This window comes from Staphylococcus sp. 231237_7MaSpsaltlick, assembly GCF_043107035.1.
Window position 1 is genome coordinate 535,765 of record NZ_JBICNX010000001.1, and the last position, 14,466, is coordinate 550,230.

At 33.3% G+C, this 14,466-nt stretch carries 11 protein-coding genes and 1 riboswitch; of the genes, 2 read left to right on the top strand and 9 right to left on the bottom strand.

Annotation, left to right across the window (positions count from 1 at the left end; translation table 11 throughout):
• Positions 1-25: 25 nt before the first annotated feature.
• Positions 26-1,270: an MFS transporter gene (locus tag ACF91D_RS02665; protein ID WP_069793170.1), complete on the top strand. Its 1,245-nt coding sequence runs from the start codon at positions 26-28 to the stop codon at positions 1,268-1,270.
• A 135-nt stretch (positions 1,271-1,405) separates the two neighbouring features.
• On the opposite strand, the gene ACF91D_RS02670 is transcribed toward ACF91D_RS02665, so the two are convergent.
• Positions 1,406-2,551: a bifunctional cystathionine gamma-lyase/homocysteine desulfhydrase gene (locus ACF91D_RS02670; RefSeq protein WP_069793171.1), complete on the bottom strand. Its 1,146-nt coding sequence runs from the start codon at positions 2,549-2,551 to the stop codon at positions 1,406-1,408.
• Positions 2,544-3,449, bottom strand: coding sequence for a PLP-dependent cysteine synthase family protein (locus tag ACF91D_RS02675; protein ID WP_069793172.1), 906 nt, complete (start codon positions 3,447-3,449; stop codon positions 2,544-2,546). Before ACF91D_RS02675 ends, ACF91D_RS02670 begins: the two co-directional genes overlap by 8 nt.
• Positions 3,450-3,667: 218 nt before the next feature.
• Between ACF91D_RS02675 and ACF91D_RS02680 the strand changes: the two genes are divergently transcribed.
• A complete protein-coding gene (locus tag ACF91D_RS02680) occupies positions 3,668-4,957 on the top strand; it encodes a homocysteine synthase (protein WP_327620991.1) in 1,290 nt (429 codons plus the stop codon).
• A 579-nt stretch (positions 4,958-5,536) separates the two neighbouring features.
• Here the strand turns inward: ACF91D_RS02680 and ACF91D_RS02685 are convergent.
• From ACF91D_RS02685 to ACF91D_RS02715, 7 genes are all read right to left on the bottom strand, one after another.
• Positions 5,537-6,436: an ROK family protein gene (locus tag ACF91D_RS02685; protein ID WP_039067431.1), complete on the bottom strand. Its 900-nt coding sequence runs from the start codon at positions 6,434-6,436 to the stop codon at positions 5,537-5,539.
• Between the two features lie 65 nt (positions 6,437-6,501).
• Entirely contained in the window at positions 6,502-7,437 is a 936-nt protein-coding gene (gene manA, locus ACF91D_RS02690) for a mannose-6-phosphate isomerase, class I (RefSeq protein ID WP_039067433.1), read from the bottom strand.
• 17 nt (positions 7,438-7,454) lie between these two features.
• Positions 7,455-9,428 carry a fructose-specific PTS transporter subunit EIIC gene (locus ACF91D_RS02695; RefSeq protein WP_069793174.1) on the bottom strand — a complete coding sequence of 658 codons (1,974 nt, stop codon included), beginning with the start codon at positions 9,426-9,428 and terminating at the stop codon, positions 7,455-7,457.
• A 78-nt stretch (positions 9,429-9,506) separates the two neighbouring features.
• On the bottom strand, positions 9,507-11,372 hold the full coding sequence (locus ACF91D_RS02700) for a BglG family transcription antiterminator (protein ID WP_039067437.1): 1,866 nt from the start codon (positions 11,370-11,372) through the stop codon (positions 9,507-9,509).
• 171 nt (positions 11,373-11,543) lie between these two features.
• Entirely contained in the window at positions 11,544-12,476 is a 933-nt protein-coding gene (locus tag ACF91D_RS02705; protein WP_327620992.1) for a lactate/malate family dehydrogenase, read from the bottom strand.
• Positions 12,477-12,519: 43 nt separating this feature from the next.
• Entirely contained in the window at positions 12,520-13,338 is an 819-nt protein-coding gene (locus ACF91D_RS02710) for a MetQ/NlpA family ABC transporter substrate-binding protein (protein ID WP_069793176.1), read from the bottom strand.
• Between the two features lie 87 nt (positions 13,339-13,425).
• Positions 13,426-13,531, bottom strand: a riboswitch (SAM riboswitch).
• A 145-nt stretch (positions 13,532-13,676) separates the two neighbouring features.
• Complete coding sequence (locus tag ACF91D_RS02715; protein ID WP_069793177.1) at positions 13,677-14,432, bottom strand: CPBP family intramembrane glutamic endopeptidase; 756 nt, start codon at positions 14,430-14,432, stop codon at positions 13,677-13,679.
• Positions 14,433-14,466 lie beyond the last annotated feature (34 nt).

Sequence of the window (14,466 nt, forward strand, 5' to 3'; positions counted from 1 at the left end):
TTCTATATAGATTTGGAGGTAGTTTATGAAATTTTCAAGACTTGTATTACCAGGTATCGCTATGATTGCTACAACATATGGGCTGGGGAGATTTAGTTTTGGTCTCTTTCTCCCGGAAGTTTCAACAGATTTAAGTTTAACCGCTTCACAAGCAGGTATGATTTCGTCACTATTTTATTTGGCTTATTGTTTTACAATTATATATTCGACGTTAAAAACTGACAAAATTGGACCTAAAAGAATGATTATTTTTGCAGGTCTTTCTGTTTTAATTGGCTTGATTCTAATTGGGATTTCATCAAATGCCATAATATTATCCATAGGGGTAATATTCGCAGGGGCCAGTACAGGTTTAGTATCACCTCCTTATGGTTATACGATTTCCTTATGGATTAAACTGCAAGACCAAGGTAAAGCAAACACATGGATTAATTCAGGTACAAGTTTAGGTCTAATGTTCACCGGTATAACCGCCATGTTTGTGTTTCTTGATTGGCGTGATACCTATTTAATCTATGCGTTTATAGCATTATTGGTATTGACTTGGAATTATCTTATTATTCCAAGCCTGCAACGAGACATTAAAATCGATACTGGTAGTTTGAACATCAGAGATATTTCCGCCAGTAAACGTATTGTTATAGCCTCTACTTTACTCGGTGTTTCAACTGCACCGTTTTGGACTTTTTCAAAATCATTTGTTCAACTTACTGGCCATTACTCAGATATAGCACTATCTATATTTTGGATTTTAATCGGTCTTTTTGGAGTATTTGGCGGTATTTCTGGAGCGATTATCGATAAGAAAAGTCTTCACTTCGCATTTAATATCGGCGTAATTGCATTAGCATGTGCATCAATTTTACTAGCATTTACTCCAAATATCTGGCTACTTCCATTTATTTCTTCTTCAATATTTGGTTTAAGCTATATTTTCTTAACAGGTGTTTTACTTGTTTGGGGTATAAAATTATTTGTAAAAAACGCTTCTTTAGGCATAGGTATTCCCTTTTTACTACTAGCAGTAGGACAAGTCATTGGTTCTTCTTTCGCAGGTATATTCATAGATATACTAAACTACAAATACACCTTTTTAATTTATGGCATAATCGGTTTAATACCTTTATTAATTTATCCTAAGGTTGAAATTACTAAAAGTAAGATGCCTGAAGGAGACTACAGTAAATTGCAGCAAACCAATGCTGACATATTAAATTCAGAGCATTCTATTGAAATTGAGTCGCCTACTCAAACAGAATATAATAATTAATCCATTTCATTTTATATAAGATGAAAAATAACCCAGGTATCTTCTATAGTGATACGACTCTTAAAAGTTAGATTTTTAAATCTACTTCAGGGGCATATCAAATGAAGTATTTCCTGGGTTATTTTCATACTTTATTTAATTTAAAGTATTTAATGCTGCTTTCAAATCTTCTACTAAGTCTTCTGTACCTTCTATACCAACAGATAAACGAATCAAGCCATCTGCAATCCCTTCTTTCTCGCGAATGTCTTTTGGAATAGAAGCATGTGTCATTAAAGCAGGCACGGAAATTAAACTTTCTACCGCGCCTAAACTTTCAGCTAAAGTAAAATATTTAGATACTTTAATTACTTGTTTAGCACTTTCTATATCTGCAACTTCAAATGCAACCACACCTGTATGCCCTTCTGTTTGTCTTTGATGAATATCGTGATTTAAATGAGTGGCAATACTTGGATGGAACACTTGTCTAACAGCATTATGTTCTTGCAACATTGCTATAATTTCGAGCGTATTGCGTTGTACTTGTTCCATACGTATACCTAAGGTTTTAATACCTCGAATCAATAAATAACTATCTTGTGGTCCAAGTACGCCACCTGTTGAATTTTGAATAAATCCAATGCGTTCTGCTAACGTTTCGTCGTTTGTAGCAACTAAACCAGAAACAACATCACTATGGCCACCAAGATATTTTGTTGCAGAATGTAATACAATATCGATACCAAATTTTAATGGATTTTGGAAATAAGGTGTCATAAACGTATTATCTACGACAGAAATCAAATTATGACTCTTAGCTAACTCGGCAGATTTTTTGATATCTGTTACACGTAATAACGGATTAGACGGTGTCTCAATGTATAACATTTTCGTTTCAGGCTTAATATATTGTTCAATTTCTTCAATTTGTGTTGTATCAATAAAATCAGCTTCTATACCAAAACGGGTAAACACTTTAGATAATGCTCTATATGTGCCACCATAAACATCTGAATTAATCAATAAATGATCGCCTTTATCTAACAACATAATAACTGCTGAGATGGCTGCCATACCAGAACCAAATGCATAACCGAATTGTCCTTCTTCTAAATCTGCAATTAGTCCTTCCAATGCAGTTCTTGTAGGGTTTGCAGAACGTGAATATTCGTAACCTTGTCTCATATCTCCAATATCATCTTGAATATAAGTGCTCGTTTGATAAATTGGTGTCGTTACTGCCCCTGTATATGGGTCTGTTGTCACTCCGCCATGTATTAATTGTGTTTTTTTATTCATAATCTTTCTCCTTATAATTTAAGATTTGTTTTGACATATATCGGTCACTTCCGTCAGGAAAAACTGTAACAATAACACCTTTATTAATATGTTTTTTTATGTCTAACGCTCCCTGTAGTGCTGCTCCCGATGAACTGCCAACTAAGAGTCCTTCTTGTTGAGCAATTAATTTCACATTTTTAAACGCTTCTTCATCACTGACTTTTATAATATCTGCTACTAATGCTTCAGGTAAGAATGATGGCCATTGTTCAGATCCAATACCTTCTATATCATGTGCATGTGCTTGACCACCGCTTAATATTGATCCTTCTGGTTCTACTATGACACTTTCAATGTTAAATTGGGCTAAATATGCAGCAATACCAGTAAAGGTTCCACCAGATCCTACACCACCAACAAAATAATCAATGTCATCTAGTTTATTAGTAATTTCCTGTGCTATAGTATCTTTATATGCTTCAGGATTATGTTTAGATTCAAATTGGTTTAAATAAAAAGCGCCAGTCTGTGCTTCAAAATCTCGAGCTGCTACCTTTGCCCCTTCCATACCAAGGCTTCGTTCTGTTCTTATTACCTTCGCTCCTAAAGCTTTTATAATAGCAACTTTTTCTTCAGCGAACCCTAAAGGCGCAAAAATCACACTGTTGAGACCGTAATGATTAGCTGCAAGAGCAACACCGATACCCGTGTTACCAGCTGATGCTTCAACAACTGTATCCCCTTCATGAATTATGTTATCTTTCAATGCTATCTCAATTAGATATTTCCCTAATCTATCTTTAATGCTGCCACCAGGATTAAACTGTTCTAATTTTGCATAAATTTGAACGTCTTTGTTACTAAATGACTTTAAAAGTACAAGTGGTGTGTTTCCTATTAAGTCAAAACCAATCATTTCATTCCTCCGTGTATTCACCTTCTCCACTCCTCATTCCCTACTATAACGATAAGAATTATAAACAATACATATTCTCTTTGCAAGCACTTTAACTAAATACATTGCAAAAAACACAAATTAATTCTTACTTTTTTAGTCAGTATAGTTGAAAAGGTCAAAAAGCTCTTGTATAGTGAAAAATATCAGAAAATTCTAATTTTAGGAGGATTTATATTATGGCTCAACACCCTTGGCATTTAGACACGCTTTCCATACATGGTGGTCAAGTAACAGATGACTTTTCAAAATCGCGCGCAGTTCCCATTTATCAGACTTCTAGCTATGTATTTGATAATACAGAACATGCAAGAAAACTTTTCGCTTTAGAAGAACCAGGCAATATTTATACTCGAATAATGAATCCAACGCAAAATGTTTTTGAAGAACGTATTGCAGCACTTGAAGGTGGTGTTGGTGCTTTAGCAACTTCTTCCGGTCAAGCTGCAATTCATTTAGCACTTTTAAATATTGTAGAATCTGGGGATGAAATTGTGGCTTCTTCTAACTTATATGGAGGAACTTACAATTTATTAAACATTACTTTTAGGAAATTAGGCATCAAAGTTCACTTTGTTGACCCAAGTGACCCTGAAAATTTTGCACACGCTATTACCAATAACACAAAAGCAGTTTACGCTGAAACTATAGGTAATCCAAAAATTGATGTATTAGATATCGAAGCAGTAGCTGATATTGCTCATAAAAATAATATTCCATTAATCGTGGATAATACTTTCCCTACTCCATATTTACTGCGTCCTTTTGAATTTGGCGCAGATATCATTGTACATTCAGCAACTAAATTTATAGGTGGTCATGGTACTTCTATTGGTGGCGTTATCGTAGATAGTGGTAATTTCAATTGGGATAATGGTAAGTTCCCTGGCCTTGTGGAACCTGACTCAAGTTATCATGGTATTTCATATGCTAAAGATGTAGGAGAAGCAGCCTATATAACAAAGGCACGAGTACAATTGTTACGTGATTTAGGTTCAGCAGTATCTCCGTTTAATGTGCATGAATTTTTATTAGGATTAGAAACTTTACATTTACGCTTAGAAAGACATTCTGAAAACGCCTTGCGTGTGGCACAATATTTAGAACAACATCCCAATGTAACTTGGGTGAATTACCCTGGGTTAGAAAGTAATAGCTATCATCAACTAGCCCAAAAATATTTACCAAACGGCCAAGGTGCAGTACTCACATTTGGCGTAGATGGTTCTGTTGAAGATATCGCAAAATTTGTTGACGCTTTAAATTTATTCTCTCATTTAGCAAATGTTGGAGATTCTAAATCATTAATTATCCATCCTGCTAGTACCACACATTTACAATTATCCCCTGAAGAGCAACAAGCTTCAGGCGTTGTGCCAGAACTTGTAAGATTATCAGTTGGTACTGAAAATATTGATGACATAATTAATGACCTTGAAAAAGGTTTTAAAGCATCACTTGAAAATTAACGAAGGAATTTTCTTAGTGATGCTTATGCAAAAGTTTACTTTTGTATTCTTCTGTTCACTTGAAAATTAACGAAGGAATTTTCTTAGTGTTGCTTATGCAAAAGTTTACTTTTGTATTCTTCTGTTCACTTGAAAATTAACGAAGGAATTTTCTTAGTGATGCTAATAATAAAACATAATTAAAAACTAGGTTAATGCTAAAGAGGCTGGGGCAATTAATTGTCTCAGCCTTAACCATATAAAGAATATCAATATTAATGATTAAATGAGACACATAGATTCTCCCTCTTCAAAAAATGTATCCTTTTAGACCGTCCGAGTCTATGACCTCACACAAACCTAAGCCTCCCTTCCGTGTTTCATGTATGATTGTTCCAACTTTATATTCCATATTGAATTCATAAATTTATATAGGAATATAACCATATTAATCTCATAATTTGGGGTGTTGATTTGGCTGAGTTGTAAAGCCTTTAAACCATATTTTTTCAACTCTAGTCATCCTAGCCGGGACGAGAAAACGAAATCTTTTCATAAAAATTAGGTTTCATTCCCTTCCCAATAGACACTGGAAAGCTTTCATTTATTTTTATTCACATAATAAAGGCCTGTTAATACATTCGCCTCTAAATCACTTATTCTGACTACTATCTCTCTATTTTGAATCAAGTGATGTTTTTGTGCATATGCCTCAATTCGTGTTTTATAAGGTAATGTACTTTGTGTTACGCCACCTCCAAGTACGATATTATATACATTGAAGATACTATATAGGTTCGTACATAACTTTTGTGTTAAATATATTACTTCTTCAATCATCTGTATGATTTGTTTATTTTTTCCTGCATTATACATTTCTATTGCCTCTCTCGTACTAACTTCTTTGTTAAGCAATAAACCCGCTTTCCTACTTATGGCTAGTCCAGAAATTTCATTTTCAACGCAACCATATTGTTTGCACACAGGGCATTGGTAGTCACTATTATCTTTAATAATTGTATGACCAATCTCACCGAAATTACCATCGCTACCAGAAACTAGCGTACCATTTCTCATGTATGCCATACCAACTCCTGTGCTTATAGTTAAATATATAAAATCCTCTGTCATCGATGAAACATAACGTTGTTCTGCTAATATAGCAGCATCCGTATCATTTACAAAATATGGTTTAAATGAACTATGTTCAGTGATAAATTCACCTGCATTAAAGCCATTGTATTTTTGCAGATTTGGAGGGTTTAAAAATACACCTTGAGTATAATCACATGGCCCAGGCATAGCAATATTTAGTATTGTATCATTTACGTGTTCAACACTTTCTAAATAATTCTTAGCTATATTAATTATTTCAGTAAACTGTTGTTCGGGATTATTTATATACGTTTCAAATTTATGGCTCTCTATAATTTCTAACTCTTCGTTAATCAAACCTACAATTGTCTTTGTTCCACCTATATCTGCACAAATTTTTAACATTGTAATTACCTCCTATAATTGTATAAAAAGGCAGAGATAACTAAAGTTATCTCGCCTTTAATTTTTTATACATAACTAACGATAAATGTCATATCACCTCTAAATGTTATTTCTTCATCCTCAGTAGTTAGTATAAAATGTGTCCCTTTTTCTAAAGTAATAGCTTCGTTATTTACCGTAACTTCGCCATTGCCCTCTACAACAGATACTAAACAATATGATTTTGGTTTTGTATAAGCTAAATGACCATTGATTATCCATCTTTCCACTGTAAAGAACTTATTAGATACAAATTGCGTATAATCCTGACCTTGAACCACTTCATGTTTAGCTGATGTATTTGGTGAGCTAGCCGAAAGGTCAATTACATCTTTACTTTCTTCTAAATGAAGTGTTCTTTTATTTCCTTCTTTATCAGTTCGATCATAGTCATAAATACGGTAAGTAGTATCAGAAGATTGTTGTGTCTCTAAGATTAAGATCCCTTCTCCTATTGCGTGCACGGTACCTGCAGGAACATAGAAAAAATCTCCTGCTTGAACTTTGACTGATTTGAATAATGTATCGAATTGTTTATTATCAATCATTTGATTTAACTCATTTTGATCCTGTGCATTTACACCATAAATAATTTCTGCGCCTTCTTTTGCATCTAAGATATACCAACATTCGGTCTTACCATATTCACCTTCATATTTTTGCGCATACGTATTATCTGGGTGTACTTGTACTGACAAATTATCATTTGCATCTAATATTTTAGTTAGTAACGGAAACTTATCTTCTTTAGGATTTCCAAATAACACTTTGTCTTCTGCCCAAACTTCATCTAATGTTTTACCCTTATGACGTCCATTTTCAATGACGTTTGGACCGTTCGGATGTGCTGATATCGCCCAACATTCTCCAGTATGAGCATTAGGTATATCGTAGTTAAATGCTTTAAGTGCACTACCTCCCCAAATTCTTTCTTGAAAAACGGGTTTTAATAATAATGGCATTTATTCCTACCTCCCACTTATATTTCTTTAAGTAAATCGTAAATTTGTTGTGTGTGTGTTGCCTCAATTAACTGTTGGCGAATATCGTCGTCCATTAATGTTCGTGATAATCTTTGTAACAGTTTTAAATGTGTATCATTGCTGTCATTAGGTACTGCAATTAGAAATACAATATTAGGCAATGTGCCATCTAAGCTTTCCCAGTCGATACCACGTTTATTATTCATTACAGCGACAACAGGTTGTTTCACTGCCGATGATTTTGCGTGAGGTATTGCGACATTCATTCCAATTGCTGTCGTTGCTTCTGCTTCACGTTTCAGTACAGCATCTTTCAATTCATTTTTATCTATAATGTAATCACCCTTATCTAGTTGATCTATGAGATCGTCTATCGCTTCGTCTCTTGTATTTTTCTTATCGACTATTTTAATAACATCTTTATCAAATACATCAACTGTATTATTTGTCTGTTCAGTTGTTTTCTCTTTATTTATATCCGTTGTAGTATTTGTTGTAGGACTGGCTTCTGATTCGTCATCTTGCTGTTCCGCTGTCATTCCCGTTGCAATACTATTAGTATCAACAGCTAATGCTGGTGTGTTTTTTCTTAAAAATAACACTGCACTCATCGTGACAAGACTACCAACTATCACAGCAATAAAGAACCATAAAATCTGATCTATACCACCTAAAATAGCTACAATCGGACCTCCATGAGCCACTCTATCTCCTACACCACCTATTGCTGCAATAGCTGCTGCTACCATCGCCCCTACCATATTGGACGGAATAATTCTTAACGGATCTTGTGCAGCAAACGGAATAGCACCTTCTGTAATACCAAATAATCCCATAGTAAATGAAGCTTTTCCCATTTCTACTTCACCTTTATTAAATTTACGTTTATTAATAAAGGTAGCTAAACCTAAACCAATAGGCGGCGTACAAACCGCTACTGCAACCATCCCCATTACAGCATAGTTACCTTCAGCAATTAGCGCTGAACCAAATAAGAAAGCAACTTTATTTACTGGTCCGCCCATATCAAATGCAATCATCGCACCTACAATTAATGCTAAGATTACAATGTTAGTACCTTGCATACCTTTCAACCAAGTTGTCAATGCTTCAAAGATACTCGCTATCGGTGCACCAATTAAGAATATAAATATTAATCCCACAATGAGTGATGAGATAATAGGAATTATGATAATCGGCATAATGGGTGCCATCACTTTTGGTGTTTTTACATTTTTAATCCATTTCGCAATGTAACCTGCTATAAAACCTGCTACAATACCTCCTAGAAAACCAGCTCCAGCATCACTACCGTAGAAGCTACCGTCAGCAGCTATAGCTCCACCAATCATACCGGGTACAAGTCCAGGTTTGTCAGCAATACTAACTGCGATGTAACCAGCCAATATTGGCACCATAAAACTGAAAGCTAAATTGCCTATATTTTCAACTGATTTCCAAAATGAATCATCTGGAATCTCCAAACCTTTTGAAGTTGCTTCTCCACCAATTGTCAGTGCAATCGCCATTAACAATCCACCTACAACGATAAAAGGCACCATAAACGATACACCGTTCATTAAATGTTGATAAACCATCTGAATACCAGTTTTAGGTTTATCTTCTTGGCTAGGCTGACTAGTTCCATTAGTTTCATGATGGATATGAGCATCTTTATCAATAATTCGTTGAATCAATACTTCCGGTTTATGAATGCCTTCTCTAACACTTTCGTTAATTAATAACTTCCCATCAAATCTTGATAAATCTACTTGGCGATCTGCTGCAATAATAATGCCGTCTGCTTCTCTAATTTCTTTTGGTGTTAAAACATTTTCTGCACCTACACCACCTTGTGTTTCTACCTTGATATGTACGCCCATATCTTTAGCAGCTTGCTCTAATTTTTCTTGGGCCATATACGTGTGTGCAATCCCATTTGGACACGACGTAATCGCTAAAATTTTCATATCATTCATCCTCCTTAACTCAATTGTAAACGCATTCATAAGATTATAAAAAAGAATAATTGCCGTTACTAGTGGCAATTATTCTTTAATTAAGTGAATGATTTTTTCTTTTAAACTTTGATCTTCAAGCACTAATAATTGGTCTACAGCATTCTCATCCAATTTGGCGATAGTATGAATAATTTTCTTCATTACAGGAATATCTTGTTCCGTAATCGCTAAGAAAAAAACAAGTTTAGCTTTATTTTGTTTCCAGATATAACCTTGCATGTTTTTAAAAATAATTACATGTGATTTTAATACCTTTTCCGGATCACCATGTGGCATACTCATACCATTACCAATATACGTAGAAGAAAACTTCTCTCTTTCCAATGCACTTTTCATGTAATCGTTGGTGACAGCATAATTGTTGTCTAGAGCAATTTGAGCTTGTTCAAAAACATAACTTGCAACCACTTGTTCCTGTTTATCTGAGTAAACACTAAACTGAATTGAAGCTAATTCATTTTGATGTAATACAGGGTTTTGCTTATGGTGTAACGCTGAAGCAATTTTATTTTCATCCTCCTCTGAAAATAGAGGAGATACTTCTAAGCAAATTAAGTCATTAGGCAGTTGTGTAGTTTCAATAGTATGTGTAGAAATAAGAGCATCAATATCGCTAAAGTTATAATCATCAATATCTTCTATTTTCAATGTATCTACTATATGAATACTATCATCTATATTTTTAATTTTTGCTTCTAATAAACTAGAAATTCCTAAACCATAATAACAAGTGATAACAATATTAAACGAATCTTTTTTATTGCGATCTATCGAAGATTGAAAATGTAACGCCAAAAATGCAATTTCATCTTCAACTAAATTTATATTCGCATCCTTTGCAAGATGACTCACTGTCTCATATAATGCATTAAACACAAAGGGATAATACTTTTTAATATCTTCAGTTAAAGGATTATTAATATAAACATTCTTTGCTATACGTAAGTAAGTTCTACTGAAATGTGCATATAAATTGTCGCGTAGTTCTTGATCTTCTGTAAAATCAACTCCTACATTTTTCTCCATCTGATGAATCATACGATCGATATAACTTTTAACAAAAACCTGTTCAAAGCCTAAATCGTATTTATTAAAATAATAGCTAATAAAGAAAGATAACAGTTGCGCAGTTTCATCTGAAAGTTGATAACCTAATTCCGAATTGATGTCTGTAATACATTGTTGCGCGATTTTATAAGAGGATTTATCAACTACCCATGAATGACCGTCCTCGTTATTGCGTTTAAATATAATAATTAAATGTATGAGTAATTGTTTTATACGCATTTTAGAGGTTTGTATATGATGTGCATTTAAATTATGTTCAATAATTTGACTAATAATATTGATATGCGCTTTAGGTATTTCATTTAATATCACATCATCAACCGTTTTATTTTCCGAAGATAGTTGATTTAAATGTAAAATCGCATTCCTAATATTCATTTCGTTTCCGTTTACAGTGACGCCTTTTTTCTTAGTTAGATTAACAGTAATATCAAATGAATTGCACCACGACTGAACACGCGTTAAATAATCACTGATTTCTGATTTAGATAACTTAAAGTGATGTGCTAATGAATCTAAAGTTGTGGGTTGTTGATACATTAAAATATGATAACCCAATTTTAGCAGTAGTTCGTTTTCTTTATTTGTAAAATCAGAAACAACTTCTTCTATATACTCTATACTATATAGGTCTTGGTTCATCTTGAAACCACGACCTTTGACACTGACAATTAACGCCGATAATACTTCAACATTTATATATTTAATATCATTCCTCACTGTTCTATTAGAGACGTTTAAGTAATTTGCTATTTCATCTGCGCTTAAAAAATGATTACTGTTGTTGAGTAACAATCTAATGAGTTTAGCATGTCTTTCTAACATCACTGCACCGCGCTTTCTCGTAAATTTACTTTTGTTCAAAGGTTGATTTAATGTTTAAATTCATTGTAGCTATTACCTATTATTTAAGCAAGAAGTGGCTTATTAAAGTTCACATAATAAAAAACACCAATTCAAAAGACATCATCTAATGAATTGGTGTGTAAATGTATTTTATTTTTCTGATGTACGGATAGTTTCTCTAATATATTCGTAAGCTTCTTTAAGCTGTTGCATTTCTTGATCATCCAATTTAATCGCAAACCTCTGTACAATACCAGAACGATCAACTAACGTTGGTAAACTAAATGCACCATCTACTAAGTCATATTCTTGACTGATTGAAGTCAGTGGCATAATAGTACGTTGGTTCAACGCAATAGTTTGTATCAATAATGTCGTAACTTTGGAGATAGCTGCATTGGTCCAACCTTTTTGATAAAAAACATCCATAGATACCTCATTAATAATAGATGTGATATGTGCTTTATCAATTTTCGGGCTATCACTTAGCGCTTCATATTCTGCTAGTGGCATACCATGAATACGTACTTTACTCCACACAGGTATTGCATGTTCCCCATGTTCGCCAATAACAAAAACTTCAACATTTTTAGGATCGATTTGGTAATGATGAGCGATAATCGTCTTAAATCTTGAGCTTTCTAAAGCAGTTCCCGTTCCAATGATTTTATTAGACGGATAATCTATTTGATTAGCAAAATAAGTCATCGAATCTACTGGATTTGAAACCAAGATAATTATTGCGTCTTGTGTCACTTTAGCTATTTGTTTCGTAACTTTTTTTATAATGTCATGATTGCCTTGTGCTAATAGTGTACGATCACCGTCATTTGTATCTGTTGGCACACTCGCAGCAATCACAATGAAATCAGCGTCTGCTAAATCTTGGTAATCTCCAGCTTTGACCTTGATGTGCGCAGTATTAAATAATCCTTGTGAATGGTTATGATCTAGAGCTTCACCACTTGCAATTTCTTCTTTGTCATCTATCAATATAATTTCCGAAAATAAATTCAAATATTGCACATCCGTTAAAACTTGGCTACCAACTCTTCCTAAGCCAATAATACCTAATTTAGACATACATTACACCCCTTTTTCATTACTGATATATGTTCATAATAATTTATTTTTCATATGGAATAACGTCTTTACCATATTCTTTTTTAATGAATTCTTTCATGTTTTTAGATTGTAAGACTTTTATAAGTGCTTGATACTTTTCATCATCTTTATGTCCTTTTTGCACAGCAACAATATTCGCAAATGGTGATGACTCTGTTTCACTAATAATAGCATCTTTATGCGGCGTTAATCCATTATCTAACGCATAGTTTGAATTCATAATAACTGCAGCACCTTCTTTACTTTCATATGTCTTAGGTAAGAATTCGGCTCCTTGTTTATTATTAAACTTCAAGTCTTTTTTATTTTCTACAATATCTTCAAATTTGGCGTCTTCGATACTAACTCCCTTTTTGATCTTTATTAATCCTTGATCTACAAAGAATGATAAGAATCTGCCTTCTTCAGCTGGATTGTTAGAAACGTATATCGTTGAACCCTTAGGGATATCTTTAATATCTTTATATTTTTTACTATAAACACCCATAGGCGTAGTAAATACTTTTCCAACTTCTTCTATATCGTAATTATGGTCTTTCTTTTCTGCTTTTAAATATGGTGTATGTTGGAAGAAATTGGCATCTACATCGCCTTTATCTAATAGTTTATTAGGTACTTTATAATCATTTACAGTTTTAACTTCTAAATCATACCCTTGTTTTTTCATTTCTTCTTTCGCATGTTTCAGTACTTCACCGTGTGGTGCTGGTGAAGCCGCAATTGTGATTTTTTTATCCTCATCTTTCCCATTTGTGTTGCCACATGCTGTAAGAACTACAGTTAATATTAATGACAAACTTAAAATAATTAATTTCCTCATAATTTATTTCGCTCCTTATGAATTTTAAAGTTCAAACTAAATAAAAAAATACTTTCTCTTAATTTAACAAGAGAAAGTATTCACCTTCTCTTATCTCTAAAAGTTTAATAACTTTTTGTGAATTAGCACCATTTCGTATAACGACGGTTGCTGGGTTTCATAGGGCACGTCCCTCCACCTCTCTTGATAAGAGTAAATTAATATGTAGTTGTAGTGTTTTTATCCTAGCATTACACTCATGTTTAGTCAATAAAATTTTAGAAAATTCTAAATAATACGTTTATTAACTCTTCCAACCCTGTTCCATGTGAAACAAAAGTCTCTTAAACGATTTATGTTTACATAAGGATCATTGCTACATATGCAACAAGGTTATTTAATGCATGAAGTGCAATAGCAGTAGCTAAACTACGTCGTGTTTTTAAATAGACATATACGATACCTATGGCGATAACAAGATACATAACGATTTCTAATGGTGATTGCGCTTCTGTTACATGTAAAGATGCAAAAATAATTACAGATATCACTGACATTACTATGAAATTCAGTTTTTTTCCTAATTCACCAATTACCAAGTGGCGGAAGAGAAACTCTTCAGTAACCGGTGCAATGATTACAATAGAAAAGAACGCAAGCACTGTTGATAATGGGGTACTAAACATTTGTTGAACTATTAAATCGTTTTGTGTTTCTTCAAACTTCCATTGTTCAGGTGCAAACGCATCGACTAACATAGGAAAAATTAATTTAAATATAAATATGACTATAAATGTAATAACAATGAGTTTCCAGTATTTCTTAATATTAAGGAATCCACTTTTCCACTCAATTTTGTAACTATTTTTATGTAATAACATCCATATAAGCATGATAAAAATAAATACACCAATTTCCATTAATAAAGCAGTTGGACTTGACGTATTAATATCACCATTGAAGTGACTATTACCAGAGCCTATATTAACTGCCAATAATATACTCAAAATTATAATTGATAATATAAAATTACTAGCTAAATAAATGATTGGTAGAAAAAAATCTTTACCTCTAATATCCTTCCATCGATATTTCCTTTCATTTTTAAACGGCATCGTAATCCCTCCTAAAAGTTTATACACAATATAC

Bases quoted from the DNA above. Each gene is read 5' to 3' on its own strand.
- ACF91D_RS02705 (WP_327620992.1), bottom strand. From the start codon at position 12,476: ATGTCTAAATTAGGTATTATTGGCTTAGGAAGAGTTGGTAGCCAAGTT.
- ACF91D_RS02710 (WP_069793176.1), bottom strand. From the start codon at position 13,338: ATGAGGAAATTAATTATTTTAAGTTTGTCATTAATATTAACTGTAGTT.
- ACF91D_RS02700 (WP_039067437.1), bottom strand. From the start codon at position 11,372: ATGTTAGAAAGACATGCTAAACTCATTAGATTGTTACTCAACAACAGT.
- ACF91D_RS02715 (WP_069793177.1), bottom strand. From the start codon at position 14,432: ATGCCGTTTAAAAATGAAAGGAAATATCGATGGAAGGATATTAGAGGT.
- ACF91D_RS02675 (WP_069793172.1), bottom strand. From the start codon at position 3,449: ATGATTGGTTTTGACTTAATAGGAAACACACCACTTGTACTTTTAAAG.
- ACF91D_RS02670 (WP_069793171.1), bottom strand. From the start codon at position 2,551: ATGAATAAAAAAACACAATTAATACATGGCGGAGTGACAACAGACCCA.
- ACF91D_RS02695 (WP_069793174.1), bottom strand. From the start codon at position 9,428: ATGAAAATTTTAGCGATTACGTCGTGTCCAAATGGGATTGCACACACG.
- ACF91D_RS02665 (WP_069793170.1), top strand. From the start codon at position 26: ATGAAATTTTCAAGACTTGTATTACCAGGTATCGCTATGATTGCTACA.
- ACF91D_RS02680 (WP_327620991.1), top strand. From the start codon at position 3,668: ATGGCTCAACACCCTTGGCATTTAGACACGCTTTCCATACATGGTGGT.
- manA (WP_039067433.1), bottom strand. From the start codon at position 7,437: ATGCCATTATTATTAAAACCCGTTTTTCAAGAAAGAATTTGGGGAGGT.
- ACF91D_RS02685 (WP_039067431.1), bottom strand. From the start codon at position 6,436: ATGTTAAAAATTTGTGCAGATATAGGTGGAACAAAGACAATTGTAGGT.